The 26307-nt window shown below is 62.1% G+C and carries 20 protein-coding genes; 2 read left to right on the forward strand and 18 right to left on the reverse strand.

Going from position 1 to position 26307, the window contains the following annotated elements:
- Nucleotides 1–81: 81 nt before the first annotated feature.
- The 5 genes from AC3IUA_RS22750 to AC3IUA_RS22770 form a co-directional block, all read right to left on the reverse strand.
- Nucleotides 82–792 (reverse strand): NAD(P)H-dependent oxidoreductase, encoded by a 711-nt coding sequence (locus AC3IUA_RS22750; protein WP_489357130.1) that lies wholly within the window; start codon nt 790–792, stop codon nt 82–84.
- Nucleotides 793–801: 9 nt separating this feature from the next.
- The gene (locus AC3IUA_RS22755) at nt 802–2463 is read right to left on the reverse strand and encodes an ABC transporter ATP-binding protein (protein ID WP_489357131.1); all 1662 of its coding nucleotides are present in this window, start codon (nt 2461–2463) and stop codon (nt 802–804) included.
- A gap of 2 nt (nt 2464–2465) precedes the next feature.
- A complete protein-coding gene (locus tag AC3IUA_RS22760) occupies nt 2466–3293 on the reverse strand; it encodes an ABC transporter permease (RefSeq protein ID WP_489357132.1) in 828 nt (275 codons plus the stop codon).
- A gap of 3 nt (nt 3294–3296) precedes the next feature.
- A complete protein-coding gene (locus AC3IUA_RS22765; protein WP_489357133.1) occupies nt 3297–4256 on the reverse strand; it encodes an ABC transporter permease in 960 nt (319 codons plus the stop codon).
- A gap of 69 nt (nt 4257–4325) precedes the next feature.
- Nucleotides 4326–5927 carry an ABC transporter substrate-binding protein gene (locus AC3IUA_RS22770; RefSeq protein ID WP_489357134.1) on the reverse strand — a complete coding sequence of 534 codons (1602 nt, stop codon included), beginning with the start codon at nt 5925–5927 and terminating at the stop codon, nt 4326–4328.
- Nucleotides 5928–6103: 176 nt separating this feature from the next.
- Between AC3IUA_RS22770 and AC3IUA_RS22775 the strand changes: the two genes are divergently transcribed.
- Nucleotides 6104–6544 carry an Rrf2 family transcriptional regulator gene (locus tag AC3IUA_RS22775; RefSeq protein ID WP_458511861.1) on the forward strand — a complete coding sequence of 147 codons (441 nt, stop codon included), beginning with the start codon at nt 6104–6106 and terminating at the stop codon, nt 6542–6544.
- Nucleotides 6545–7116: 572 nt separating this feature from the next.
- On the opposite strand, the gene AC3IUA_RS22780 is transcribed toward AC3IUA_RS22775, so the two are convergent.
- From AC3IUA_RS22780 to AC3IUA_RS22840, 13 genes are all read right to left on the reverse strand, one after another.
- Nucleotides 7117–8277, reverse strand: coding sequence for an MFS transporter (locus AC3IUA_RS22780; RefSeq protein ID WP_489357135.1), 1161 nt, complete (start codon nt 8275–8277; stop codon nt 7117–7119).
- A 7-nt stretch (nt 8278–8284) separates the two neighbouring features.
- On the reverse strand, nt 8285–9700 hold the full coding sequence (locus AC3IUA_RS22785) for an aldehyde dehydrogenase family protein (RefSeq protein ID WP_489357136.1): 1416 nt from the start codon (nt 9698–9700) through the stop codon (nt 8285–8287).
- On the reverse strand, nt 9693–10883 hold the full coding sequence (locus AC3IUA_RS22790) for a pyridoxal phosphate-dependent aminotransferase (RefSeq protein WP_489357137.1): 1191 nt from the start codon (nt 10881–10883) through the stop codon (nt 9693–9695). Before AC3IUA_RS22790 ends, AC3IUA_RS22785 begins: the two co-directional genes overlap by 8 nt.
- A gap of 24 nt (nt 10884–10907) precedes the next feature.
- Nucleotides 10908–12521 carry a 5-guanidino-2-oxopentanoate decarboxylase gene (locus tag AC3IUA_RS22795; protein WP_489357138.1) on the reverse strand — a complete coding sequence of 538 codons (1614 nt, stop codon included), beginning with the start codon at nt 12519–12521 and terminating at the stop codon, nt 10908–10910.
- A gap of 10 nt (nt 12522–12531) precedes the next feature.
- Complete coding sequence (locus AC3IUA_RS22800; RefSeq protein WP_489357139.1) at nt 12532–14631, reverse strand: acetate--CoA ligase family protein; 2100 nt, start codon at nt 14629–14631, stop codon at nt 12532–12534.
- 19 nt (nt 14632–14650) lie between these two features.
- Entirely contained in the window at nt 14651–15811 is a 1161-nt protein-coding gene (locus AC3IUA_RS22805) for an acyl-CoA dehydrogenase family protein (protein ID WP_489357140.1), read from the reverse strand.
- Between the two features lie 52 nt (nt 15812–15863).
- Entirely contained in the window at nt 15864–16655 is a 792-nt protein-coding gene (locus tag AC3IUA_RS22810) for an enoyl-CoA hydratase/isomerase family protein (RefSeq protein WP_489357141.1), read from the reverse strand.
- A 293-nt stretch (nt 16656–16948) separates the two neighbouring features.
- Nucleotides 16949–18361: an amino acid permease gene (locus tag AC3IUA_RS22815; RefSeq protein WP_489357142.1), complete on the reverse strand. Its 1413-nt coding sequence runs from the start codon at nt 18359–18361 to the stop codon at nt 16949–16951.
- 211 nt (nt 18362–18572) lie between these two features.
- Complete coding sequence (locus AC3IUA_RS22820) at nt 18573–20849, reverse strand: ATP-binding protein (protein WP_489357143.1); 2277 nt, start codon at nt 20847–20849, stop codon at nt 18573–18575.
- Nucleotides 20846–21619: a substrate-binding periplasmic protein gene (locus AC3IUA_RS22825; protein ID WP_489357144.1), complete on the reverse strand. Its 774-nt coding sequence runs from the start codon at nt 21617–21619 to the stop codon at nt 20846–20848. The genes AC3IUA_RS22820 and AC3IUA_RS22825 overlap by 4 nt, the downstream gene beginning before the upstream one ends.
- Nucleotides 21620–21623: 4 nt before the next feature.
- Complete coding sequence (locus tag AC3IUA_RS22830) at nt 21624–22337, reverse strand: response regulator (protein ID WP_489357145.1); 714 nt, start codon at nt 22335–22337, stop codon at nt 21624–21626.
- 92 nt (nt 22338–22429) lie between these two features.
- Complete coding sequence (locus AC3IUA_RS22835) at nt 22430–23077, reverse strand: TetR family transcriptional regulator C-terminal domain-containing protein (protein ID WP_489357146.1); 648 nt, start codon at nt 23075–23077, stop codon at nt 22430–22432.
- Between the two features lie 225 nt (nt 23078–23302).
- Entirely contained in the window at nt 23303–24097 is a 795-nt protein-coding gene (locus AC3IUA_RS22840) for a class II aldolase/adducin family protein (RefSeq protein WP_489357147.1), read from the reverse strand.
- 170 nt (nt 24098–24267) lie between these two features.
- On the opposite strand from AC3IUA_RS22840, the gene AC3IUA_RS22845 reads away from it, so the two are divergent.
- Nucleotides 24268–26229 carry an oxidoreductase gene (locus AC3IUA_RS22845; protein WP_489357148.1) on the forward strand — a complete coding sequence of 654 codons (1962 nt, stop codon included), beginning with the start codon at nt 24268–24270 and terminating at the stop codon, nt 26227–26229.
- Nucleotides 26230–26307: the final 78 nt, after the last annotated feature.

Consider the following 26307-nt stretch of genomic DNA (forward strand, 5'->3'; position numbering starts at 1 on the left):
CCTGGTGCGCAGGCCAGCTTACCACCCGAAAGTTTGCTGCAAACCTGGGGCTCGCAGCATTTTCTTCATCCTGGTGACCGCTCAAGCCTTCTCGACCAGTGGATAAAGCGCCTCATCGAACTGCGACAGGCGCGGGAACTCGATGGGCTGCTCATCGGAGATGTTTTCCAGGCGCTGCCGATAGCTCTGCAGGAAGTCCTTGCGCGCCTCGTCGCTGATGTAGGGCACATGCCAGGCCACGAACGGTTCCAGGACCTCGAAACCGACGTAGGCCAGCGTGCCGCGCAGGATCGGGCGCAGCATGTCTTCCAGCGGGCCATGAATCGCGCCGTCGCCGAACATGTGTTCGCGGCCGCCCAGGGTCACTGTCACCAGCGCCTGCTTGCCGCTGAGCCCGCCCTGATCGTAGAAGCGTTTGCCGCCGTAGCAGACCCCCGATACCAGTACCCGGTCGATCCAGCCCTTGAGTATCGCCGGCGCCGAGAACCAGAAGATCGGGAAGTTGAGGATCAGCAGGTCGGCCCACAGCAGCTTGTCCAGTTCTTGCTGGATGTCCGCCGCCAGCGACTGGCTTTTAACGCCCAGACGCTGCTCCAGGGCATAGACCAGATAGTCCGGATTGTCCCGTGAGGAGAAGTCCTCGGCGCTGGCCACCGGATTCCAGTTCATCGCATACAGGTCACTGACCTGCACTTCATGCCCCTGGGCCTTCAAGGTTTCTACCGCTTGATCGCGCAGGGCGGCGGTGAAAGAGTTTGGCTCGGGATGGGCGTGGACGATCAGTACTTTCATGGCAATTCCTTAGACAATTTCAAGCTTGGAAGGCGCTGGTTGGCCGGCGCGCTGCGCGAGCAGGTGATCCAGCCAGTCCGGGTCCATCTCCGGTTCGGAGGAAAACAGCAGGCCGGTATAGTCCTGGTGCGGCGGAGTGAAAATCGCACTGCGGGAGCCGTGGTCGACCACCCTCCCGCGCTGCATCACCACCACTTCATCGGCAATCGCTCGCACGGTGGCGACATCGTGGGTAATGAACAGATAAGCGACACCGAGCTGCTGCTGAATACGATTGAGTAACTTCAGAACGCCTTCGGCCACCAGCTGATCGAGTGCCGAGGTCACTTCGTCGCAAATGATCAACTGCGGATCGGCCGCCAGCGCCCGGGCAATGCAGATGCGCTGCTTTTGCCCGCCGGACAACTCACGGGGCTGACGCTCCATGAACGTCGCCGGATCCAGCTCGATCATTTCCAGCAACTCGGCGACCCGCGCACGCAGGGCCTTGCCCTTCAGACCGAGGTAAAACGTCAGCGGTCGACCGATGATGTCGACAATCCGCTGACGAGGATTCAAGGCGGTGTCCGGGATCTGGTAGATCATCTGGACTCGTCGCAACTGCTCCTTGCGGCGCTGACGGAAGTCCGCCGGCAGGGGTTCGCCGCCATACAGCACCTGACCGGAAGTCGGCGGCAGCAGGCCGGTAATCAACCGCGCAGTAGAGCTCTTGCCGCTGCCGGACTCGCCGATCACAGCCAGGGTCTGGCCGCGATACAGGCTCAGCGAGACATCGTGCAGCACCGGCTGATGACCGTAGCTGGCGCAGGCCTGGCGCAGTTCCAGCAATGGCACTTCCTGTTGCGGGCATGGCTTGGGTTCGGTGCGAAAACTGCGCACTGCCCACAGTGACTTGGTGTAGTCCTCCTGCGGGTCGCGGAGCATTTGGCGGGTCTCGGCTTCCTCCACCAGCTTGCCGTGGCGCAGGACCATGATGCGGTCGGCCATTTGCGCGACGACGGCCAGGTCATGGCTGATATAGATCGCCGCACTGCCGAATTGCGCCACCGCGTCGCGAATCGCCGCCAGCACTTCGATCTGGGTGGTGACGTCGAGGGCCGTGGTGGGTTCGTCGAAGATGATCAGGTCCGGATGGCAAGCCATGGCCATGGCGGTCATGACCCGTTGCAGTTGCCCGCCCGACACCTGGTGTGGATAACGCTGGCCGATCTGCTCGGGATTCGGCAGGCGCAGCACGCGATACAGCTCCACCGCCTCTGCTTCGGCCTGAGCACGACTGATGCCACCATTGTTGACCGCCGTTTCCACGTGCTGATCGATCAGCCGATGCGCCGGGTTGAACGATGCCGCGGCACTTTGCGCCACATAGGCAATGCGCAGGCCACGCAGTTTGCGCAGGGTTTCGGGCTTGGCCTGCAGCAGTTCCATACCGTCGAAGCGCACCGAGCCGCCAGTAATTTTGCAGCCGTCGCGAGCATAGCCCATGGCTGCCAGGCCCAGGGTCGATTTGCCGGCACCCGACTCGCCGATCAGGCCCAGCACCTCGCCGCGTTGCAGCGTCAGGTCGATGCCTTTGATCAGCGGATGCCAGGCGTCTTCGTAATGACCTTCGATATGCAGGTCGCGGATTTCCAGCAGCGGCTGGTCGTTGTTGCGCGATGGTTTTTGCATGTTCAGCACTCCTTGAGGCCGCTGGATTTGTGCAACATCCAGTCGACGACGAAGTTGACGCTTACCGTAATCAACGCCACCGCCAGAGCCGGTAGCAGCGGGCTGATGTCGCCGAAGGTGATCAGCACCGCGTTGTCACGGACCATGCTGCCCCAGTCGGCAGTCGGCGGTTGAATGCCCAGACCGAGAAATGACAACGCACTGATAAACAGAAAGACGAAACAGAAACGCAGGCCGAATTCGGCAATCAATGGCGCCGCGGCGTTGGGCAACACTTCACGGGTCACCAGCCACCACAAGCCCTCGCCCCGCAGCCGCGCCGCCTCGACGAAGTCCTGAACCACCACGTTCATCGCCACCGCCCGTGACAGACGAAACACCCGGGTGGCATCCAGCAGCGCAATCACCAGCACCAGGGAGGTGGCCGTGGTGCCCACCACACTGAGAATCAGCAAGGCGAAGATCAGTTGCGGAATGGCCATCAGAATGTCGACTACTCGCGACAAGCCTTGATCGACCCAACCGCCCTTGATCGCTGCGATCAAGCCACTCAAGCCACCGAGCAGAAACGCCAGCACAGTGGTGAGAAAGGCGATACCCAGGGTGTTGCGGGCGCCGTATACCAGCCGGCTGAACATGTCGCGACCGAGGTTATCGGTGCCCAGCAGGAACTGCCCGCTCCAGGGGGCAAAACCCTCGCCGACCACTTCGGTTTCGCCATAGGGCGCCAGTACCGGGGCGAACAGCGCCACCAGAATGTAAACAACGATGACCAGAATCCCGAACTTCGCACTCCGCGGTGCCCGGGCCAGTTCTTTGAGCAGGCTCATGTTCTACCCCTTCGGATGCATCAGGCGTGGGTTGCTGGCGATGGACAGCACATCGGCCGTGGTATTGAGCAGGATGTAGGTCGCGGCAAAGATCAGGCTGCAGGCCTGGACCACCGGAATGTCGCGTTTGGCCACCGAGTCCACCAGCAACTGACCAAGGCCCGGGTAGACAAACACCACTTCGACCACCACCACGCCGACCACCAGGTACGCGAGGTTCAGCGCCACCACGTTGACAATCGGCGCCAACGCGTTGGGCAAGGCATGCCGGAAGATGATCCGCGACTGGCTGATCCCCTTGAGCCGGGCCATTTCGATATAGGGACTGGCCAGCAGGTTAATCAAGGACGCGCGGGTCATGCGCATCATCTGCGCGATCACCACCAGGCTCAGGGTCGCTACTGGCAGCACCGAGCGTTCCAGCACCGTGCCGAAGGACGCATCCGGCGCCAGATTGGAAATGCTCGGGAACCAGTCGAGCTTCACCGCAAACAGCAGAATCAGCAGATAGGCAACGAAGAATTCCGGGAACGACACCGCACTCAGTGCCGAGGTATTGAGCAGGCGGTCGAACCAGCTGTTGCGATACAAGGCCGCGAGCATCCCCAATACCAGCGCCAACGGCACCGACACCAACGCTGCCAATGCTGCCAGACTGAGCGTGTTGCCCAACCGCGCGCCGATCAGCTCGGCGATCGGCCGCTGGTTGGCCAGCGAGACCCCAAGGTCACCTTGCAGCAGCTGCCAGATCCACTGCACAAAGCGGGTAAACGGTGGCAGATCCAGCCCCAATTGGGCACGGAAGGCCGCTACCGTTTCGGCCGTCGCCGACTGGCCGAGCATGGCCTGGGCGATATCGCCCGGCAGCATGCCGACCGCCAGAAAAATAATCACCGACACCGCAAACAGCGACAACAGGCCCAAGGCCAGACGCTGCAACAGCAGCTTGAAAATACTATTCACCGCAGGATCCTCCGAGATGGCGCAGGGATCGCCGACCTGCGCGCAGGTCGGCGATCAACGATCAGATGCTCAGGCTTGCCACCAGCGCTCGATGACCCGCAAGCCATCCAGTTCGCCGTAAGGCGCGGTGAGCTCGCCATGACTGACGCGCTTCGAACGGGCGGCCACGGAGCTGGCGAACAACGGCACAATCGCCCCGCCATCGTCACGGCACAGCGCCTGCATTTCGTTGTACATCTCGCGGCGCAGCGGATCGTTCATCTCGCCCCGGGCGGCATTCAGCAACTGGTTGAAGCGCCCGTTGTCCCAGTGGGTTTCGTTCCAGGCAGCGCCTTTGGCATAACCGATGCTGAACATGCGGTCGGCGGTCAGGCTGCTGTACCAGAACGAGGTGGTGAAGGGTTGCTTCATCCAGACGTTGGAGAAGAAGCCGTCCGCCGGTTCGCGCACCACATCGATATCGATCCCGGCCTGCCGCGCCTGCTCCTTGAACAAGACCGAGGCGTCCACCGCGCCGGTATAAGCAGCGTCGGACGCTTGCAGGCGGACCTTGAGCGACTCGACGCCGGCCTTGCGCAGATGGAAACGCGACTTGTCCGGGTCATAGCTGCGCTGCTCCAGCGCGGTATTGATGAAGCGGCTGCCGGGCTGGATCGGATGATCGTTACCGACCACGCCATAGCCGTGCAGCACCGAGGCCAACAGGGTTTCACGGTTGATGGCGTGCTTCATCGCCAGGCGGATATCGTTGTTCTTGAAGTCCTGGCTGTCGCACAGCATCGGGAAGGTGTAGTGCTGCGCGCCCTTGGTTTCTTCGATCACCATGTTCGGATTGCGCTTGAGCAGCGCCACGGTTTTCAGGTCGACCTTGTTGATCACATCGACCTGCCCGGTGACCAGCGCATTGATCCGCGCCGCGCCGTCGGCAATGCCGATCAACTCGGCGCTGGCGAAATGCGCCCGGCCCGGTTTCCAGTAATCGGGGCTGCGTTCCAGTGCCATGCGCACCCCTGGATCGAACGCCTTGAGGCGATAACCGCCGGTGCCGACCCCCGCTCGCCAATCGGCCACACCGTCCTTGCTCGGCATGATCACCAAATGGTAATCGGCCACCACATAGGAGAAGTCGGCGTTACCCGAATGCAGCTCGAAGACCACCGCATCGGCGCCCTGTGCGCGCACCTGGGCGACATCCCCGAGGACGGTCTTGGCCGCCGAGGTGGATTTCTCGCCCAGGTGGTGATTGATCGACGCGACGACGTCTTCGACGGTCAGGCTCTTGCCGTTGTGGAAGGTCACGCCCTGGCGCAGTTTGAAGGTCCAGATCCGCGCATCCGGCGACGACTCCCAGCTCTCGGCGAGTTCGGGAATCGCCGTGCCATCCACGGCAATTTCGCTCAGGGTGTTGTACACCGCCGAGAAGCCGACGAAGGTGAACGTATCGCTCCAGGAACCCGGGTCCAGCGAGTCGGTGGTGCTGCCACCCGCCAGGCCAAGGCGCAGCACACCGCCCGGCTTGGGCGAAGCTTGCTGGGCAAAGGCCCCGAACGGCAGGCCCATGGAAAACGCAGCGGCCACCAGGCCGGCGGCGGCGCTGCCTTTGAGAAAATCCCGACGAGGAAGATTGCAGTCATGAATTGCTTGAGTAATCTTGTTTTTGTTATCGCTCATTGCATTGCCCCTGATCAGTTGCAGAGAAAATGATTCGAAGGTCCTACCGAAGCTGCTAGTATTCATAATTGTTACCGTAACAAATACATTAACGACTTCACAACGTAATTTCCACGCCCTGACGGGTATTTTTCATCGATGGAATAATCCGGTTTTTACAGGGAGCCTTTCGCCTCATGAGCCAGTCGACCCGATTGATCACCGCTTCTTACATCCTGTCGTTCGTTGCTGCCAACGCACCGCAAAAGCTGCGCACCGAAACCATTGCCAAGTGGGTAAAGACCCATCCGACACGGGTGCGCAACCTGGTTTCGCAGATGGTCAAGGCCGACATTCTCAAGTCCTGGCGCGGTGCCAAAGGCGGGCTGACCCTGGCCAGACCCGCGAATGAAATCACCTTGCGCGAGGTCTATGACGCGGTGCAGGAAAGCTCGCTGATTGCCGAGAAAATCGACAACCCGTTCTCCGGCATGGAAGACCATTGCAAGGTGTTCGAAGTGTTCACCCGCCTCTTCGCCATGCTGGAAAACAACATGCGTCTGGACCTGGGAAACATCACCGCCGACCAGTTGTTCGTGGCCTTCGATACCCCGCTGGAAAACCGCGATAGAGCCTGATATTGGCCCTTGTAGGCGCTGGCGAAGCCTGCGATCTTTTCGGCGAACAGCACAATTGCCAGGATCAAAAGATCGCAGCCACGGGGGAATGGCGGACATCCACGATATTGCGGGGGCATGCGGTCGGCGTAGGAGCTGGCGAAGCCTGCGATCTTTTCGGCGGACAGCACAATCGCCAGGATCAAAAGATCGCAGCCACGGGGGAATGGCGGACACCCACGACATTGCAGGTGCATGCGGTCGGCGTAGGCGCTGGCGAAGCCTGCGATCTTTTCGGCGAACAGCACAATCGCCAGGATCAAAAGATCGCAGCCACGGGGGAATGGCGGACACCCACGACATTGCAGGTGCATGCGGTCGGCGTAGGAGCTGGCGAAGCCTGCGATCTTTTTGGCGGACAGCACAATCGCCAGGATCAAAAGATCGCAGCCTGCGGCAGCTCCTACGGGGGAATGGCGGACATCCACGATATTGCGGGGGCATGCGGTCGGCGTAGGAGCTGGCGAAGCCTGCGATCTTTTCGGCGGACAGCACAATCGCCAGGATCAAAAGATCGCAGCCTGCGGCAGCTCCTACGGGATCACTGTTTCAACACAGGATTGCGTCCGGGCCTCGCGCACCAGCCAACCGAGCAACACCGCGCACAGCGCACAAAAGCCATACAGTGCCCGCCCGCCGAACAACTCCATCGCCGCCCCGGCAAACAACGGCCCGATACTGGAGCCCAAGCCGAAAGCCACCAGCATGGTCGCCGCCAGCGACACCCGTTCATGGCTTTCAACCCGGTCATTGGCCAGCCCCAGCGCCAGCGGGTACAGCGAAAACTGCACCAGCCCGATCGCAAAACCACAGCCCAGCAACAACGGCAGGCTGACCGGGGTCCACAGCAACGGCAAGCAACTCAACGCCAGAATCAGCGCAAACAGGCGAATCAGTCGCGGCCGGGGAAAGCGGTCGGACAACAGCCCCAACGGGAACTGCGCCAACAATCCGGCCGCCAGGCAGGTCGCCATAAACAGCCCGACCGACCCCGGATCCAGCCCCTGCTGACTGGCGTAAACCGGCGCCAGGCCATGGAAGGCACCGGAAAGCAGCCCGGTCAGCAGGATCGTCAACAGCGCCTGGGGAATCCGCCGCACAAACCCCAGCGGTCGCAGCCGGGCCTTTGGCGTAACGCTGGCCGGCGGCAGGCGCTGGGTAAAACTGACGGGCACCAGACACAAGGCGAAGCAGATCACCACCAGGTCGAGCAACGCCCGACTGGCCGCGCCATCCAGGCTCAGACCCAGCTGACCACCGATCAGTCCGAGGAAGGAGGCGGTCATGTACCAGGCCAGCACCCTGCCCCGCTGCCCATTGGGTGCCTGTTCGTTGAGCCAGCTTTCCAGCACGATGTACATGGTCATCAGCGCCAGCCCGACCAGAAACCGCAGCAGCAACCAGAGCGGCAACCAGCTGCTGAAGTCATGGCCCAGGCTTGCCGCGATCGCCAGCGCGCCGCATAAGGCAAAGGCCCGCACATGACCCAGGCGGGCCACCAGCCAGTAGCCGCTAAGCCCACCGACCACCAGCCCGAACGCATTCACCGCCATCAGCGAGCCAATCACCAGGCCGCTATTGCCCAGCGCCACCATGCGCAAGGCGACCCAGGAATTGAGCAGCCCCGCCGCCACCTGCAGCAGCAAGGTGGCCAGGTACAACGCCATGAAGGCCTGCGGCCCGCGCGCGATCATGGCGATATCACAGCTGCATCGCCTTCACTTCGACAAACTCGGCCAGCCCTTCTTCACCCCACTCGCGACCATTGCCTGACTGTTTGTAACCACCAAACGGCGCCTGATAATTGAACGCCGCGCCGTTGATAAAGCACTGCCCGGCGCGCATCTGCCGCGCCAGCCCGAGTCCGCGCTCAGTGCTACCGGCCCATACGCCGCTGGACAGACCGAACGGCGAGTCATTGGCGATTTTTATGGCCTGGGCTTCATCCGCATAGGGAATCAGGCACAGCACCGGGCCGAAGATTTCTTCCTGGGCAATACGCATCCGATTGTCGACGTCGGCAAACAGCGTTGGCTTGAGGTAAAAACCGCGCTCGAACTCGTCGGCCGTTTCACCACCACACAGCAGCCGCGCGCCCTCTTGCTGACCGACTTGAATGTACTCGCGCACGGTCCAGCGCTGCGCTGCCGAGCACATCGGACCGAGGAAACTCTGCGGGTCGAGCGGATCGCCCATGCGCAGGCTTTGGGTCTCTGCCAGGGCCAGCTCCAGCGCCTCGGCATAGCGGCTGGCGGGCAGCAGCATGCGGGTCAAGGCGGTGCAGGTCTGCCCGGAGTTGATCATCACGTCTTGCACGCCGTAGCGCACCGCCGCGGCCAGATCGGCATCTTCGCCGATCAGCAACGGCGACTTGCCGCCCAGTTCCAGGCAGACCCGCTTGACCGAAGGCGCTGCCGCCTGCGCCACACGAACGCCGGCGCCGGTGGAGCCAGTGAACGACACCATGTCGACATCCGGGTGTCTGGCCAAGGCTTCACCGACCTTGGAACCGGGCCCGCTGACCAGGTTGAACACCCCGGCCGGCAGCCCGATGGCCTCGATCATTTCCGCCAGCAGGAAGGCATGCAGCGGGGTTTCCTGACTCGGCTTGACCACCACTGTGCAGCCGGCCGCCAACGCCGGCGCGAGTTTGCCGATCAACTGGTGCAGCGGGTAATTCCATGGATTGATGAAGGCGCAGACCCCCACCGGCTCGCGAACCACCAGGGAGTTGCCGACCTCGCGCACCTCATCCATCAGCGAGGCGATTTCGATGTATTGTTCCAACCCGGCGATTGGCCCCTCGACCTGCACCGAGCGGCACCATTGCACCGGCATGCCGAGTTCGGCGGTGATCACCGCCGCCATCTCGTCCGCCCGCGCTCGCAACTGCTCGACCAAGCCGCGGATATAAGCCGCACGCACGCTGGACGAAGTTCGCGACCATGCACCGAAGGCCCGTCGGGCCGCGGCCACGGCGCGTTCAACGTCATGTTCGTCGCCCAACGGCACTGAGCCCGCGACCTGCTCCGTTGCCGGATTGATCACCTCGGCCAGGCCCTGACCGTAAGGCCTCCGCCAGGCGCCATCAATAAACAGCCCGCGGTAATTACGCATCGACCTGTATCTCCATCAATTCATTGGCGCAGCGGGCAATCCGCTGGCAGGCATCGCGCAGGGGTTCAGTGCCCAGTACCAACCCCAGGCGAATATGCCCGGCGGCACTCGGGCCGAACGCTTCACCGGCCAGCACCGAGACGCCGTGTCGATCCAGCAGGCGGTCGGCGAAGGCCTGGGCGCTGAGCCCGGTTTCGCGGATGTCGACCATCACGAACATCCCGCCATCGGGCTTCAGCGCACGCACGCCAGGGCAGTCGGCCAGGCATTCGCAGACAAGGTCCCGACGTTGGCGATAGGCCTGGCGCATGGCTTCGAGTTCCGGCAGCTGGGTCTCCAGCGCGACCACCGCAGCATCCTGAATAAAATCCGGGGAGCCGTAGAGCATGCACAGCGCGAGGTTTTCCAGATGCCCGGCGAGCGACGGTGGCGCGACCACCCAGCCGACGCGCCAGCCGGTCATGGCGTGGGATTTCGACAGGCTGTTGAGGGTCGCGGTGCGCTCGGCCATGCCCGGCAGACTGGCCGGGCTGATGTGTTCGCCTTCGAACAACAGCTCGCTGTAGACCTCGTCGGAAATCAGCCACAGGTCATGGGCAATGCACAACTCGGCCAGCGCCTGCCAGGTGTTGCGCGGCAAGCTGGCGCCGGACGGGTTGTGCGGGCTGTTCAGCGCCAGCGCCCGAGTGCGCGGGGTAATGCGTGCGGCGACGTCTTCAGGCAACACCCGAAAGCCGTTCTCGGAGCGCACCGGCACCGGAATCACCACCGCGCCGCAGGCACCGAACACCGCTTCATAGGTGACGTACATCGGCTCGGCGACTATCACTTCATCGCCGGGATTGAGCACGCACTGGGCGACACTGAACAACGCACATTGCGCGCCGGCCAGCACCACCACCTGATCGGCATCGACCGGTTGGCCGCTGCGTTGCCGATGGCGTTTGGCAATGCTTTCACGCAAGGCACGCTTGCCGCGCACTTCGGCATAATGGGTATTGGCCGCCAGCAGGCTATCGATGGCTGCTTGCACGATCGGCACCGGAGTATCGAAATCCGGGTCGCCCACCGACAGCAGCAAAATGTCCTGGCCTTGTTCCTGAAGCGCCAGGGCGCGGTAATGAATTTCCCAGGCGGCGGCACCGTCACCGGCGATTCGTTGGGTCAGATCGGAAAAACGCATGAGGGTTTGTTCCTTGTTGGAGGTTTAACCGACCAGCGCACAGGCGTGCTTGAGTTCGATCAGGGTCACGCCGTTTCGGCTGAATCCGGCACGCAGGTCGGTTTGTAGTTCGTCCAGGCTCTGGGGTTGGGTAACGGTGCAACCAAAGGCCCGACCCAATGCGGCGAAATCCGGGTTACGCGGCAGCACGCCAATCGGCTCGATGTCGAGACCGAGCATGTCGTCGCGGATCTGCCCCAAGGCATCGTTGTTCCACAGCAGGACCACCAGTGGGCTGTCCAGCTCTTCCACTGCAGTCGCCAGTTCTTGCGCGGTATAGAGAAAGCCGCCATCACCGACCAGCACCAGCCCGGGCCGGTTCGGTGCGCCGAACTTGGCTCCGATACCCGCTGGCAAGCCATAACCCAAGGTGCCGTAACCGGTCGGGTGCAACCAACTGCGCGGCGCATGACTGTTGAAGGCGTAGTTGCCGGTGTAGGCCAGTTGGGTCATGTCGCTGCTGATAAAGGCGTTGTCCGGCAATTCGGCCGAGACCCGGTCGAGGATCGCCTGATGGATCGACTGCAAGGTGCCGTGGCCGGCCTTGACCGCTTTACGCAAAGCGTCGACTGCTTGAATGGCAGCACTCGCATCGCGTGTGGATTCCGGCAGACGCTCCAGCAAGGCAGTGACGGTTTGCTGCGCATCGCCCTGCAAGGCCACCGCGCACGGGTAGAAATCATTGAACTTGCGCGAGTCGATATCCACCCGCAGCAGCTCGGCATTCAGCGGCAGACGTTCGCGCCAGTAATCGGTGTCGGCCATTTCGGTACCGACCGCGAGCACCACATCGGCCTGGGCGATCAGCTCCCAGCCAGGCTCCACACACAGGGTCGACCCGGCATTCAGCGGCGCATCCGGCGGCAACAAACCCTTGCCGGCGACGCTGCTGAAAAACGGCGCGGCCAGCCGTGTGCTCAAAGCCTCGAGCGCTTGGGCGGCATTCAGCGCGCCGCCACCGGCGATGATCATCGGCCGGCGGGCCGCCTGCAGTTTTGCCACCGCCTGATCCAGCGCCTCGGCGGCCGGTACGCCGCGTCCCGAACGGCGCACCACCTCATTGCTCCAGTCACGCGTAACGGGCGCCGCCAGCACATCCAGCGGCACCGAAATATGCACCGGGCGCGGACGCTCGCTGTCGAACACCGCGTAAGCGCGGGCTATCAGCCCTGGCAAATCCTCGGCACTCAAGGCCACCGCCGAGAACGCGGTGATCGGCGCGGTCATGGCGCGCTGATCCTGGGTTTCGTGCAGGCAGCCCCAGCCTTTGCCGAGACTGGCCGTGTGGTTGACGCTGGAAATCACCAGCATCGGGATCGAGTCGGCGTAGGCCTGGCCGATCGCGGTCGCGGCATTGGTCACGCCGGGCCCGGTGATGATGAAGCACACCCCCGGCTTACCGCTGACCCGCGCATAGCCGTCGGCCATGAAACCGGCCCCTTGCTCGTGCCGGGTCAATACATGGCGAATGCCACTGCCGGGCAAGCCGCGATACAGCTCCAGGGTATGCACGCCGGGAATGCCGAACACGGTGTCGACGCCGTAATTGGCCAACAGGCGCACCAGGGTCTGGCCGCCGGTCAAGGTTTTGCTTTGCATGCTCAGATCCTCAAGCTTGGCCGAGGCGTATCAACGCGTCGACCGCAGTGGTGCCTTGGGCACCGACCAACAATGGGTTCACATCGAGTTCGAGCAACTGCCCGGCGTTCTCACAGGCGTAGTCCGCCACGGCACGGATCGCCGCCACCAGCGCATCCAGATCCGCCGCGTCGCGACCCCGAAACCCTTGCAGCAACGCGGCGCTGCGCAGACTCGACAATGCGTTGCGAATGGCCCCGTCAGTGGTTGGCAACAACAGGCTGCGGCTGTCCTTGAGCAGTTCCACCAGAATCCCGCCGGCACCGATAACCAGCGCCAGGCCGAACCCGGTTTCGCGCTTGATACCCACGATCAATTCGGCCAGGGGCGGGGTTGCCATGCGCTCCAGCAGTACCTGATCGAATGCCACCCCCGGTGCGTAGTCGGCAATTCGTCCGCGCATCTGTTCCAGGGCGTCGCTCAAGGCCTGCGGATCGCGCAGGTTCAGTGCCACGGCACCGGCTTCGGTCTTGTGCGGCAGCTTGGCGCTGACCGCCTTGAGCACCAGTGGATAACCCAAAGAATTCGCTGCGTTCAACGCTTCGCCCGGAGTGCTCAACACGCCTTGCGGTATCGGCAGGCCGAAGGCGCGCAATGCCTGTTTGGATTGCCATTCATCGAGCAGTTGCCCCTCGCCTTCCAGCGCCTGCGGACAAAGCGGCACCAGCGCCGACTCACCGAGAGCAATCAGGGCCAGACGCTTGCGCTGATAACCGGCGATCCGACCCCACGCCGCCAAGCCATCCTCGACGCCCTGCAATGCCGCCACACCACAAGCATGCAGACGCTCGCGGGCGCTGGCGGGCAAAAGCTCGGGAAAAGCCGAGGTCACAAAACCGGTCTTGCCGTGACGGCTCAACGCCGCGCAATACAGCTCCAGCAGCAGGTCACATTCCTTGCGTTCACCGGTAGCCTCCGAGGGATAATCAAGCACCAGCACCGCGGCGTCGGCGTCGGTGCGCAGGGCACTGTCGAGCATCTTGTCCAGCGCTTCGCGGTCACCCCAGATCGCCGTGGTGAAATCCAGCGGGTTGACCAGATTGGCGTAGCTCGGCAGCACTTGATCCAGCTCGACCCGCTGGCTGTCATCGAGCTTGGGCAGGCTCAAGTCATTGCGTTCGGCATAGTCGGCAATCAACCCGGCATCGCCACCGGAGCAGGCCAGTGCGATCAGGCTGTTGCCTGCCGGCAGGTTGCCGCAGGCAGCGGCTTTCAGGGTTTCGACAAAACTCACCGGACCACTGACGCGAATCACTCCGAGGCGCTCGAACAGGCTGTCGTACAACACATCGGAACCGGCCAGGGAGCTGGTGTGACTGAGGGCCAATTCGGCGCCGATCTGCGACACCCCGGTTTTCAGCGCGATGATCGGAATACCTTTTTCCAGCGCTTTGTGTGCCGCGCGGGCAAAGCCTGGAACGTTTTTCAGGCCTTCCAGATGCAAGCCGATCGCGGTGACGCGCGGCTCGTCGAGCAGCACATCCATCAGCTCGGCGATGCCCAGCTGCGCCTGATTGCCGACTGAAGCCATGTAGGCCACCGGCAACGAGCGATCACTCATGGACAGGTTGTAGGCAAAATTGCCGCTCTGGGTCAGCACCGCGACGCCCTTCTCCACTGTCTTGCCGCCATGGGCGACCGGCCACAGTGCCGAACTGTGCAGGTAATCGAGCAAGCCATAGCAGTTGGGGCCGAGCAAGGCCATGTCGCCGGCTGCCTTGAGCAACTGGTCTTGCATGGCCTGGCCTTGCGCGCCGGTCTCGGCGAAACCCGAGGCGTAGCAAATCGCCCCGCCTGCGCCCTTGGCCGCCAGTTCGGCGACACAGGTCAAGGTCAGCTCTCGGTTGGTAGCGATGAACACCGCGTCCGGGCCACATGGCAGTTCTGCGACACTGCGCACGCAGGGCACGCCTTCGAGACTGTCGTGCTGCGGGTTGACCAGCCACAGCTGGCCTTGATAACCGCCCTCGGCACAGCGCTTGAGGGCACGGGCCATGCTCCGGCCGCCGATGAATGCCAGGTGGCGCGGCGCGAGCAGGCGTTTGAGGTTGTCGCGAATCTGTTGGGACATATCCGTTTCTCCGATCCGATCAGCGCAGCAGTGGCCGCAGCAACTCGCGGGAAATGATGTGGCGCTGGATCTCCGAAGTGCCTTCCCAGATCCGTTCGATCCGGGCGTTGCGCCAGATGCGCTCGACCGGACCCTCGTCCATCAAGCCCATGCCGCCGAAAATCTGCACCGCTTCGTCGGCCACGCGACCGAGCACTTCACTGGCGAACAGCTTGGCCATGCCGGCTTCGCCGTCGGTCATGCTGCCCTGATCCATTTTCCAGGCGGTGTGCAGGGTCAAGAGTTCGGCTGCGCGGATTTGCGTGGCCATGTCGGCCAGCTTGAACGACACCCCTTGGTAGGTGCCGATGGGTTGGCCGAACTGTTTGCGGTCCGCCGCCCATTGCAGCGAAACGTCCAGCGCCCGCTGGGCCTGGCCGACGCAGTTGGCGGCAACCATCACCCGCCCGGCGGTCAGCCAGGCATTGGCCACTTCCCAGCCCTTGCCGACTTCGCCGAGTACTTTGGAAACCGGGACGCGGCAGTCGTCGAAGAACATTTCGTAGGTGTGATAACCGCGGTTGCTGACGCACTTGGGCCCGCGGCGGATAGTCATGCCCGGCGTGCCCCGGTCGACCAGGAACGAAGTCACGGCGTTGCGCTGGCGACCGTTGTGTTGGTAGGTGTCGGTCACGGCGAAGACAATCGCGAAATCGGCGTGCCCGGCATGGCTGATAAAGTGCTTGCTGCCGTTCAACACAAAATCGTCACCGTCGCGCACGGCGCGGGTCTTGATCGCGTTGGCGTCGGAGCCGGCGCCCGGTTCGGTGAGGGCGAAGCAGTCGATCTTTTCGCCCTGGATGCACGGCAGCAGGTAGTCCTTGATCTGCTGGCCGGTGCAGGCCATGAGGATTTTCGACGGGCGCGCGACGAACACATGCAGCGCCCACGACACTTTGGACAGTTCGCGTTCGATCAACGCCTGGGACAGGTAGTCGAGCCCGCCGCCGCCGACTTCTTCCGGCATGTTGAACGCATAGAAGCCTGCCGCCAGCGCCTTGCCGCGAATCTGTGCGGCGAGTTCCGGGGAAACTTCATCGGCGCGATCGACCGCTTCTTCATGGGGCAGCAGTTCCTTGGCGACAAAACTGCGAACCGCATCCACCAACATTTCTTGTTCTTGGGTCAGCTGGAAATTCATAACGCTACCTGTTCTTCGATAATCGTTTTATTCGTGGGCTGCGATGCCGCATTTATCGGCCAAGAAAGACCGGCGGGCGCTTTTCCATCGCCGCGCGCAAGGCTTCGGCACCGTCTGCGCTGCGACCACAAAGCAAACCGGCGGCGAGTTCCGCGCTCAGTTGTTCCGGCAGGCTGCGCTGGGCACCTTCACGCATCAGTTGCTTGGTCTGGGCAAAGGCGAAGGTCGGGCCGCTGGCCAGGCGCGCGGCCAGATCGCCAGCCACGCCCAGCAGTTGCTCATCGGCGCAGACTTCACTGACCAGGCCGGCCGCCAAGGCGCGATCGGCACTCCAGAGTTCATCGAGGAACAGCAGGCGCTTGGCCTGCTCGGTGCCGATCAGACGCGGCAGATGCCAGCTGGCACCGGCGTCCGGCGAGTAGGCCATGCTGGTGTAACCGGCCTTGAACCGGGCGGACTGCGCGGTAACGCGCAAATCACAGCACAGGGTCAAATCCATCCCGGCGCCGACGGCGGTGCCGTTGATCGCGGCGATGGTCGGTTTATCGAGGCTGTAAAGGCGACTCATCAGGGCGTGGGCAGTTTCTGTCCAGCCGTAGCTTTCCAGCGCACCACGAGCCTCGGCTTCGGCCCATTCGGCGAGGTCGGCGCCAGCGCAGAAACTGCGACCGGTTCCGGTCAGCACAATCACCCGTACAGCCGGATCGGCATTGAATTGATCGAGCAAGGCGTGAAGGCTTTTCAGCGTCGGAATGTCCAGCGCGTTACGTTGCGCGACACGGTTGAGGGTGATCCAGGCAACGCCCGCTTCGACCTGGCTGAGCAGAGAAGATTGAGTAGTCATACGAGTCCTCGAATTGTTGTGTTTGGCATGAGGTGGGACCGACATGGCACCAATACTAAACGAGTGTTCAGTAAGGCGGCAATCCTGCGACCGAGAGGCCTGTAACAGCCTTAAAAACTAAATAACTCATTGTTTTAAAAGGAAATAACTAGAGATTTCGAATAACCGTCGGAAAAGTTGTTACATCTTTGAACAACTGACTACGGAGGCTGCTTGCGAGGTCTTGAGGTCGAGGAGATCAAAATGTGGGAGCGAGCTTGCTCGCTCCCACATTTAGTTCTTCACTTGTTGGCTTAAACCGTCGGCAAGGTCTGCGCCAATGCCGCCTGGCGTTTACGGTTGGTCATGAAGTAAGCACCGTAGCAAATGGCGATAAAGCCAAAGCCCCAATACAGCGACGGACGCTGCGTTTCGTCCAGCGCCAGGAACACGAACAGCGAGCAGCACAAGGCGATGCACAGCAGCGGCAGGAACGGGAACCAGGGTGCCCGGTATTTCAGATCGCTGAGTTTGCCGCCTTCCCTGAGGTAGGCGCGACGGAATTTGTATTGCGCCAGGGCGATCACGATCCAGGTCACGGTACCGGCCATGCCGCTGACGGCCATCAGCACCATGAACAGGGTGTCGGCGGCAATGAAGCTGGTCAGCAGCGACACCAGGGCAAAGCACAGGGTGATGCTCAGTGCCCGTAACGGCACGCCACGAGAACTCAAGGGCGAGAGGCTTTTCGGGGCCATGCCGGTTTTCGACATCGCCCAGAGGATCCGCGTCGAGGCGTACAGGCCGGAGTTACCCACCGAGAGAATTGCGGTGAGGATCACGAAGTTCATCAGATCGGCGGCGTAAGGAATGCCGACCATGTCGAACACTTGCACAAACGGGCTTTCCATCAAGCCGGCCTGCTGCCATGGGACGATGGCCGACAGCACTACGATGGCCAGCACATAGAAGATCAGCACCCGGAACACCACGTTGCGCACGGCCTTGGGGATGCTCTTCTCCGGCTGGTCGGTTTCACCAGCGGCAACCCCCATGATTTCACAGCCCTGGAAGGCGTAGACCACGGTCATCATCACCGCGAACACCGCCGACAGACCATTGGGGAACAGCGAGTCGCCGATCAGGTTGCTCATCATCGGTGCCGGAGCGCCGCTGGTCAGCGGTATCGCGCCGAAAATCACCAGTACACCCACGATGATAAAACCGAGGATCGCCGCCACCTTGATTCCGGAGAACCAGTATTCCGCTTCACCGAAGGCGCGGGTGGCCAGGGCGTTCAGCCCGAACAGCACCACCACGAACAACGCCGACCAATACCAGATAGGGATGTCCGGGAACCAGCGCACCATCAACATGCCCGCCGCGGTGAATTCCAGGCCGACAGTGGTTGCCCAGCTCATCCAGTACACCCAGCCAATCATGAAACCGGTGGCCGGCCCGATGTACTTCGTGGCATGGGTCTGGAACGAGCCGGACACCGGCATCTGCACCGACAGTTCGCCGAGGCAGACCATCACCAGGTACATCAGAAAGCCGGCCACCAGGTAAGCCAGAATCGCCCCCATCGGACCGCCCTGGTTGATGGTGACGCCCGAGCCCATGAACAGCCCGGTGCCGATGACCCCGCCCAGCGACAGCATGAAAATGTGCCGGCTTTTCAAGGCTCGGGTCAGCTGTATGCCTTTACGTTCGATAGATTCGCTCATGACGGCACCTCTCAGGACTGGGCGAGGTGCGCAGCGGATGACAGGAGGTCATCGCGCGGGGAAAGATCAGCTTTACGGCAGTTCATTATTATTATCTCCAATAAGCTTCGAAGACCGCGTCCGGCGCGGTTGTGCCGATTATTGGAAAGCCATGTAAGTTCGCGTTGAACCTGAAGATCAAAGTTGTAAAAAGTCGTAACGAATTTGTACGTCAGGCGTTCAACACGTCCGCCAGCACTCCTTGCGACCCCTGCAACACCCCATGAAACCGTGGCACCAACGCTTGCACCGCCGCTGTGTCGTTGCCCAGTGCCGCCTCCTCCAGGGCTCGCAAGACCTCGGCCAGGGCGCGAAAACCCAGTGAATCGCTGCTCCCGGCCAAACGGTGGGCCAGATGCGCAACCTCGGTACAGTCACCGGCTTCAATGGCTTCCATAAGCGCCGCGCGGTGCTGGGCAATCGAGTCGCGCAGTACCCCTAGCAAGCCCTGAAGTTTCTGCTCGCCGAGCAAGCTGCGATGGGTGTGCAGCAACTGCCAGTCCATCAACTGCCAATCCATTTGATGAGTATCCGGCGCCGACTCGGGCATCGGTGATTCACCGGCCAATACCTGGCGCAGGTTTTCGAGCTTCAGCGGCTTGGCAAGAATGCCCTGCATCCCGGCATCCAGATAACCGCGAACCAGCGCCGGCTGCACACTGGCGGTCAGGGCGAAGATCCGGCTGTGCTGATTGGGCCCCGGTGTGCTGCGGATCAGCTTGCACAGTTCGACGCCACTCAGGCCCGGCAGATGCACATCGAGCAGCATCAACCCGAAGGACTGCCTGCGGCAGAGTTCCAGGGCTTGCTCGGCATCTTCCGCGAGGCTGACCCTATGCCCGTCGCGCTCAAGCAGGCCGCAGACCACCTCGCGGTTCAGCGCCACATCTTCGACGACCAGAATGCTCAGCGCCTGAACCGCTGAAGTGGCGCGCGGAACGTGGGCCGCGGCCAAGGCCGGTTGCAGGCTCAGCTCGAACCAGAAGCAACTGCCCTGCCCTTCCTTGCTGTCGACCCCGATGCGCCCGCCAAGCAATTGCACCAGATGTTTGCTGATGGCCAACCCCAGCCCGGTACCGCCATAACGCTGGGCCACGTCTTCGCTGGCCTGGGTAAAGCGCTCGAAAATCTTTTCCTGCACCGACGCCGCGATGCCGATGCCATTGTCGGTCACGCTGAACCGCAGGCGTTGCCCTGTGCGCTGGTCGCTCGCCGCCAGTAGCGCGACTTCGACGGTAATGTGGCCGGCGTCGGTGAACTTGATGGCGTTGGCCAGCAGATTGCTCAACACCTGACGTAAAAACTGCTCGGCACCATGACAACGATCGACGACCTGCGGATCGACCCGACAATGCAGTTGCGTGCCATTGCTCAGCCCTCGCGGTTCAAGCAACGTCAGCACCTCATCGAGCAGTTGCCTGAGAGAGAAGTCGACCCGCTCCGGATGGCTTTCGCCTTCCTCAAGCCGGGCGAAATACAGCACTTCGTTGAGAATCGTCAGCAGCCCTTCGCCGGCTTTGTACAACGCTTCCAGGCGTTTGCCATCGCGCTCGTCGAGGCTGGCGCCGCGCAGCAATTGGGCCATGCCGAGAATGCCGTTGAGTGGAGTGCGCAGTTCATGGCTCATGGTGGCGAGGAAGCGCGACTTGGCGAGGTTGGCCGCTTCGGCCTCCTCCTTGGCGCGCAGCAGACTGGCGGTGCGCCGCTCGACCATTTTCTGCAGTTCGTCGCGCTTGTCCTGCAGCGCCAGGCGGTCGACTTCGCGGCGGTGGATATCGCTGAGAATCGCCCGGCGCATGTCATCCAGGGCGTGGGCCACGGTATCGATTTCGTCTTCGCTGCCGGTGCTGCTTTTGTCCAGGCGCAACGGTTCGTGCCAGTCACCGGCGGCAATGCGCCGGGCAAAATCGGCCATGACCTGCAAGTGCCGGGTCACCAGCCGATGGAACAACCCCGACAGCGCCACCGCCAGACCGCAGAGGAACACGCTCATCCATAACAGGCTGGTCAGGCCGGTGGCGTACAGCCGGCGATACACCGCGTCCAGGTCGATACTGACTTCCAGCTCGCCCAGATGCCGCGAAGGGCCGGCCGGCGGCTGATAGTTCAGCTCGAAACGCTCGATGCGCAATGGGCCGACCGGCGCGGCGCTGCCTTGCAGCAGGTCGAAATCGGGACTGCGCAAATGCACCCGGGCCACATCGGAAAAATCCACCAGGCCGCGTAGTTGCACGTTCAACTGCTCCTGGTTGAGATCCCAGAGGCTGCGCTCCAGGCTTGCCAGGTAGCCGGCGCGGATCAGTTCCATGCGCGAATCGATATCGCGCATTTCACGGCGGTACTCGAAATACAGCTGCACAGTGCTGGCGAGGATGGTGAAGCACAGGCTGAACAGCAGGATGAACAGCAGCAGGCGTCGCAACAGGCCACCGGGACTGGCGCGGCTCATTGCGCGTCCGCCGGCAGTTTGATCATGTCGCGATAGGTGGCTTCACTTTCGTTCAACCAGCGTTCGATCTCGCCCGCGTCGACCATCCGCCGCAGTTCAGCGTCGATCGCCGGCATGCGCTCGGCCAGCGCGGAACGGCGCGAAACGGCGATCCGCAAATAGTCGACGCTCAATGAATTGGGCAAGGCCTGGATGTCTGCGGCGCCCGGCAGATTTTCCACGAACAGCTGTCCGGTGCGCCGCTCATGGGTGATGAAGTCGATCCTGCCGCGAATCAGCTTGCCGAAGTTCTGTCGACTGTCGGACACCCATTCGATATTGCCGTGCCGAGCGACGAAACGATCGAAGTCCAGGCCATAGCTTTCACCAAACAGCAGGCCGCCGCGGTAATTGCCGAGGTCTTCAAGCCGTTCGAACGTCACCGGGTGTTGGCGGTTGACGAACACCGCGACCTCTTCGCGCAATACCGGCACTGTCGAGAAACGCATGTTCTGTTCACGCTGCGCCGTGCTGTAGGCCAGGACTACGTCGACCCGGCCTTCGGCGGCGTCCAGCAGGCAGCGCTGCCAGTTGCCCAGCACGACGATCTCGACCTCGTACCCCAGGTTGCCAAACAGCTTCCTGACCACACTGGGCGCCAGGCCGCGCACCTGGTTGCCGTCGCTCCAGGAAATCGGCGGGTAGACCGGATAATCGCAGTAGCGAATTTTCTCGGTCGCCGCGGCTGATGTGCCCGTCAGTGCCAAGAACAGCCAAAGCAACCGCAACATAGGGTCAGGCTGCCACGCTGGCGGTGAACAGATAGCCGGCGCCATGGATGGTAATGATCAATTGCGGCTCGGCGGGATCGTCATGCAACTTGCGCCGCAAGCGCCCGACCAGCACGTCGATGGAGCGGTCGTTGGGTACCCATTCACGGTTGCGGATTTGATCCATCAACTGATCGCGGCTCAAGGTATGCCCGCTGTTGCGCAGAAACACACTGAGCAACTGGAATTCACCATGGGTCAGCAGGGTTTCGCCACCGGCATGATCGATCAACCGTCGGCGATCGGTGTCCAATCCCCAGGCCGCGAACTGTTTGACCTGACGCAACACCGGCGCCGGTTGCTGCAGCTGGGCATGGCGAACCCGGCGCACCAGGTTCTTCGCCCGCGACACCAGTTCACGTGGATTGAGGGGTTTGATCACGTAATCATCGGCGCCGCATTCGAGGCCGACGATGCGGTCGATTTCGTCATTGCGCCCGGTAATCAGGATGATGCCGACTTCCGAGCGCACGCGCAGTTCGCGGGTCAGGGTCAGGCCATCCTTGCCCGGAAGGCGGATGTCCAGCATCACCAGGTCGACAGTGTTGGTTGCCAGAAAGGTTTCGGCCAGCTCCGCCGTCGCGGCGCAGTGCACGTCGTAACCTTCCTGGGAAAGATAGGCGTGAAGGAGTTCGCGAATCAGCGGATCGTCGTCGACGATCAGTACCCGAGGAGTCATCGCTTGGTGTCCTGCATAGGCCCGAAGGGCATGTTTCTTATTAGAATTTGTCCCGCTTGAGCGGCAGAGAGTAGCTATTGCTGAACAATCGATCAACAGCCCTCTGTCTGCAGCCGAAAACGCTGGCGACCGCCAGCCTGCAAACCGTCGACCCAGGCTTCGCAGATCTGCACCCCCTGGCTCGGGGTGAAGGTGCCGGGGTTGAGCCCCGACTCCAGCCACAAGCCGTCGAGCAACGCGCTCAGGCTGATGGCGGCAAGGTCGGCATCGAAAGCCTCCCAGTCCTCTTGCCGAGCCAGATCGTTGAGCACCTTGCGCAATTCGCTGCGGTATTCACCATAGGAATGCTCATGGGCGAGGTTGATCGCTTCGGCGGTCTTTACCGCGCCCCAGAATGCCAGCCAGGCATCCAGCAGTTGCGGGTCCAGCAGTTCGGCCGAGAATGACGCGCGAAAAAACGCTGACAACCGCTCACGGGCATTGGGTGCCGCTTGCTCCATGGCGTCGCGTAACAGGCTCATGACTCGCCCGGTGACCGCCATATAGGCTTCGGCCACCAGTTCATCCTTGCCGGAGTAATGATGGCTGATCAACCCGACCGATACCCCCGCCTCAGCCGAGATCTTGCGGATCGAAGCACCCTGGAAGCCATGGCGCTTGAGGCACACCAGCGTCGCCTCGATCAGGTTGGCCTTGCGCAACTCCGGCTCCATTCGGGAAAAGCGGGCTTCCTGGGTCATGGGGATCAATCTCCTTGGAACAGTCGTTGGGCTGGTCTTTTGCAGCCACTGAGCTGAACGACTGTACAGCAGCAGCGCAGATCGTGGCGAGGGAGCTTGCTCCCGCTGGGCTGCGAAGCGGCCCCAAAATCAGCGATCCCGATCTGTCAGGCACACCGCATCCATCGGTTTTACGACTGCTTCGCAGCCGAGCGGGAGCAAGCTCCCTCGCCACACAGAGCGCACTCAATCCCGATAACCCGGCGCCACTCGATCCGCCAACCGCAGCAATGCCGCCCATGCCAGCTGAACTCCGTGCGGATCACTCAACTCGCCCTCCGCCAATGGCCGACCTGGCTCGTTGAACTGGCGCTCGGTGTGTTCGCATACGGCCGCTGGTGGCAGCACCAGTTCGCCGCAGGCCTGTGCAGCCAATTGAATCTCGCAGGCCTTTTCCAGGTAATACATACGCAAAAAAGCCTGGCCCACGCTTTCACCGACGGTCAACAAACCATGGTTGCGCAGCATCAACACCGTCTTGTCGCCCAGGTCGTGGACCAGTCGCTGCTGCTCGCCGAGATCCAGCGCCACGCCTTCATAGTCGTGATAAGCGACCCGTTCATAGAACTCCATGGAAATCTGATTCACCGGCAATAACCCGCACTTCAACGCCGCCACCGCGCAACCGGCCCTGGTGTGGGTGTGCAGCACGCACTGCGCATCTTCGCGGGCACCGTGGATGGCGCTATGAATCACGAAGCCCGCCGGGTTGACCGGATACGGCGACGCCTCCACCGCATGGCCATCAAGGTCGATCTTGACCAGGCTGGAGGCGGTGATTTCGTCGAACATCAGCCCGTAGGGATTGATCAGGAAGTGATGTTCAGGCCCCGGCAGACGCACCGAGATGTGGGTGAAAATCAGGTCACTCATGCGAAAGTGCGCGATCAATCGATAGCAGGCCGCCAGCTCCCGGCGCAGGCGTTGCTCGGTAGAAACCTGCTCGGCAGCGGCAGCCGTCGTGTGTGCAATCTCATTCATTGTTTCTGCTCCTTGGGCTGATCGTCTGCGCGAACAATTGGGCTCGACGCGTTAAAGCTACTTAGCCACTATTAAAAAAACAAGTTGATTTTTTACTGAGGGTAAATTTCTATAGCGCAATAATAACAACGCCGAACTTTTTGCCTTCGGCTCCCCTGGAGTACCGCACCATGCCGACTTCCATCCCAGCGTTCACGCACCTCTTCGAACCGCTGCAGATCCGTGGCAAGCGCCTCAAGAACCGCATCATGTCCAGCGGTCATGACACTTCAATGCCGACCGACAACCTGGTCAACGAGCAATTGATCGCCTATCACCGGGCGCGTGCCGAGGGCGGCGTCGGGCTGATCGTGCTGCAGGTTGCCGGGGTCCATGACAGTGCGCGCTACACCTCCCATGTGCTGATGGCCACCGATGATGCCTGCATCGAGGGTTATCGAAAACTGGCGCAAACCTGTCATGCCCATGGCACGGTGGTGCTCTCGCAGATTTTCCATCCAGGGCGGGAAATCATGGAGTCCAGCGATGGCCTGCTGGCCGTAGCCTACTCGCCTTCGGCAGTGCCCAACGAACGCTTTCGGGTCATGCCGCGCGCACTGGACCAAGCCATGATCGACGAGATCGTCGCCGGTTATGGCGCGGCGGCCCGCCGTTTATACCAGGCCGGGCTGGACGGCGTGGAAGTGGTCGCCAGCCATGGTTACCTGCCCGCGCAATTCATCAACCCGCGGGTCAACCGGCGCACCGACGGGTACAACGGCGACCTGCAACAGCGCCTGCGATTTTTGCGAGAGGTCATTGCAACGGTGCGCGCCAACACCGATGAGCAGTTCATCATCGGTTTGCGCATCAGCGCCAATGAGCGCGACCCCGCAGGCCTGACCGAAGACGAATCGCTGGCGGCGGTCCGCTCATTACAAGAGCAGCTGGATTACGTGCACATCGTCGCCGGCACTTCGGCGTCACTGGGCGGTGCGGTGCATATCGTGCCGCCGATGGCCATCGAAGCGGCCTATCTGGCCAAGGAGGCCGGGACATTCAAGGCCAGCCTGTCGATTCCGCTGTTCGTCACCGGTCGCATCAATCAGCCGCAGGAAGCCGAACTGATCATTGCCCGCGGTCAGGCCGATGTCTGCGGCATGACCCGCGCACTGATCTGCGACCCGCAAATGCCGAACAAGACCGATGCCGGGCGCAGCGAGGATGTACGAGCCTGTATCGCCTGCAATCAGGCGTGCATCGGGCACTTTCATAAAGGCTTGCCGATCTCCTGCATCCAGCATCCGGAAACCGGTCGGGAATTGATATTCGGCAAGCTGCAAGCGACGGCCAAACGCAAGCGCATCATGATCGCCGGCGGTGGCCCGGCTGGCATGAAAGCCGCCGCCGTGGCCGCCGAACGTGGCCATGAGGTCACGCTCTACGAATCCGGTTCACAACTCGGCGGCCAGGTACTGCTCGCGCAGCTACTGCCTCGGCGCAGCGAATTCGGCGGCGCCAGCACCAACCTGCAGCGGGAAATGGAACTGGCTGGCGTACGCGTGGTGCGCAATACTCGCGTCGACCGGGCGCTGGTCGAACGTGAACGGCCGGATCTGGTGATCGTTGCAACAGGCGCCGAACCCTACTGGCCGACCTTCGAACGTGGCGGTGAACTTCAGGTGGTGGATGCCTGGCAAGTGTTGCGCGACGAGGTCAAACTCGGGCGTTCGGTGCTGGTCGTCGACTGGCGGTGCGACTGGATCGGTCCTGGCATCGCCGAGCGCCTGGTGCGCGCCGGTCATCAGGTGCAACTGGCAGTCAACGGCACCCATTGCGGGGAAAACCTGCCGCTGTACGTGCGCGATCAATTGGCCGGAGAACTGCATAAGCTGGGCATACCCATTACGCCCTACGCTCGACTTTACGGTTGCGATGACAACACCGTGTACATGCAACACACCGCCAGCGCCGAGCCGATCATCTTCGAGAACATCGACACGTTGGTGCTGTGCCAGGGCCATCAGCCGGTGGATACCCTCGGCGCGGAACTGCAAGGGCTGGTGGAGTTCCGCCGGATCGGCGACTGCCTGGCGCCGCGCACGGCCGAAGAAGCGATTTATGACGGTTTGAGGGTTGCCTGGGACCTCTGAGGCTGCTTTATACTCCCGGCCTTTGTCAGCCTCCAGGCTGACTGGCCATCAGGCTCGAGGGTTTCAACCCGCTCGGGT

It is taken from the genome of Pseudomonas sp. KH_050 (genome assembly GCF_057838875.1).

Bases quoted from the DNA above. Each gene is read 5' to 3' on its own strand.
- AC3IUA_RS22800 (WP_489357139.1), bottom strand. From the start codon at position 14,631: ATGTCCCAACAGATTCGCGACAACCTCAAACGCCTGCTCGCGCCGCGC.
- AC3IUA_RS22770 (WP_489357134.1), bottom strand. From the start codon at position 5,927: ATGAGCGATAACAAAAACAAGATTACTCAAGCAATTCATGACTGCAAT.
- AC3IUA_RS22750 (WP_489357130.1), bottom strand. From the start codon at position 792: ATGAAAGTACTGATCGTCCACGCCCATCCCGAGCCAAACTCTTTCACC.
- AC3IUA_RS22760 (WP_489357132.1), bottom strand. From the start codon at position 3,293: ATGAGCCTGCTCAAAGAACTGGCCCGGGCACCGCGGAGTGCGAAGTTC.
- AC3IUA_RS22795 (WP_489357138.1), bottom strand. From the start codon at position 12,521: ATGCAAAGCAAAACCTTGACCGGCGGCCAGACCCTGGTGCGCCTGTTG.
- AC3IUA_RS22790 (WP_489357137.1), bottom strand. From the start codon at position 10,883: ATGCGTTTTTCCGATCTGACCCAACGAATCGCCGGTGACGGTGCCGCC.
- AC3IUA_RS22815 (WP_489357142.1), bottom strand. From the start codon at position 18,361: ATGAGCGAATCTATCGAACGTAAAGGCATACAGCTGACCCGAGCCTTG.
- AC3IUA_RS22835 (WP_489357146.1), bottom strand. From the start codon at position 23,077: ATGACCCAGGAAGCCCGCTTTTCCCGAATGGAGCCGGAGTTGCGCAAG.
- AC3IUA_RS22755 (WP_489357131.1), bottom strand. From the start codon at position 2,463: ATGCAAAAACCATCGCGCAACAACGACCAGCCGCTGCTGGAAATCCGC.
- AC3IUA_RS22785 (WP_489357136.1), bottom strand. From the start codon at position 9,700: ATGCGTAATTACCGCGGGCTGTTTATTGATGGCGCCTGGCGGAGGCCT.
- AC3IUA_RS22780 (WP_489357135.1), bottom strand. From the start codon at position 8,277: ATGATCGCGCGCGGGCCGCAGGCCTTCATGGCGTTGTACCTGGCCACC.
- AC3IUA_RS22840 (WP_489357147.1), bottom strand. From the start codon at position 24,097: ATGAATGAGATTGCACACACGACGGCTGCCGCTGCCGAGCAGGTTTCT.
- AC3IUA_RS22775 (WP_458511861.1), top strand. From the start codon at position 6,104: ATGAGCCAGTCGACCCGATTGATCACCGCTTCTTACATCCTGTCGTTC.
- AC3IUA_RS22820 (WP_489357143.1), bottom strand. From the start codon at position 20,849: ATGAGCCGCGCCAGTCCCGGTGGCCTGTTGCGACGCCTGCTGCTGTTC.
- AC3IUA_RS22805 (WP_489357140.1), bottom strand. From the start codon at position 15,811: ATGAATTTCCAGCTGACCCAAGAACAAGAAATGTTGGTGGATGCGGTT.
- AC3IUA_RS22845 (WP_489357148.1), top strand. From the start codon at position 24,268: ATGCCGACTTCCATCCCAGCGTTCACGCACCTCTTCGAACCGCTGCAG.
- AC3IUA_RS22810 (WP_489357141.1), bottom strand. From the start codon at position 16,655: ATGACTACTCAATCTTCTCTGCTCAGCCAGGTCGAAGCGGGCGTTGCC.
- AC3IUA_RS22830 (WP_489357145.1), bottom strand. From the start codon at position 22,337: ATGACTCCTCGGGTACTGATCGTCGACGACGATCCGCTGATTCGCGAA.
- AC3IUA_RS22825 (WP_489357144.1), bottom strand. From the start codon at position 21,619: ATGTTGCGGTTGCTTTGGCTGTTCTTGGCACTGACGGGCACATCAGCC.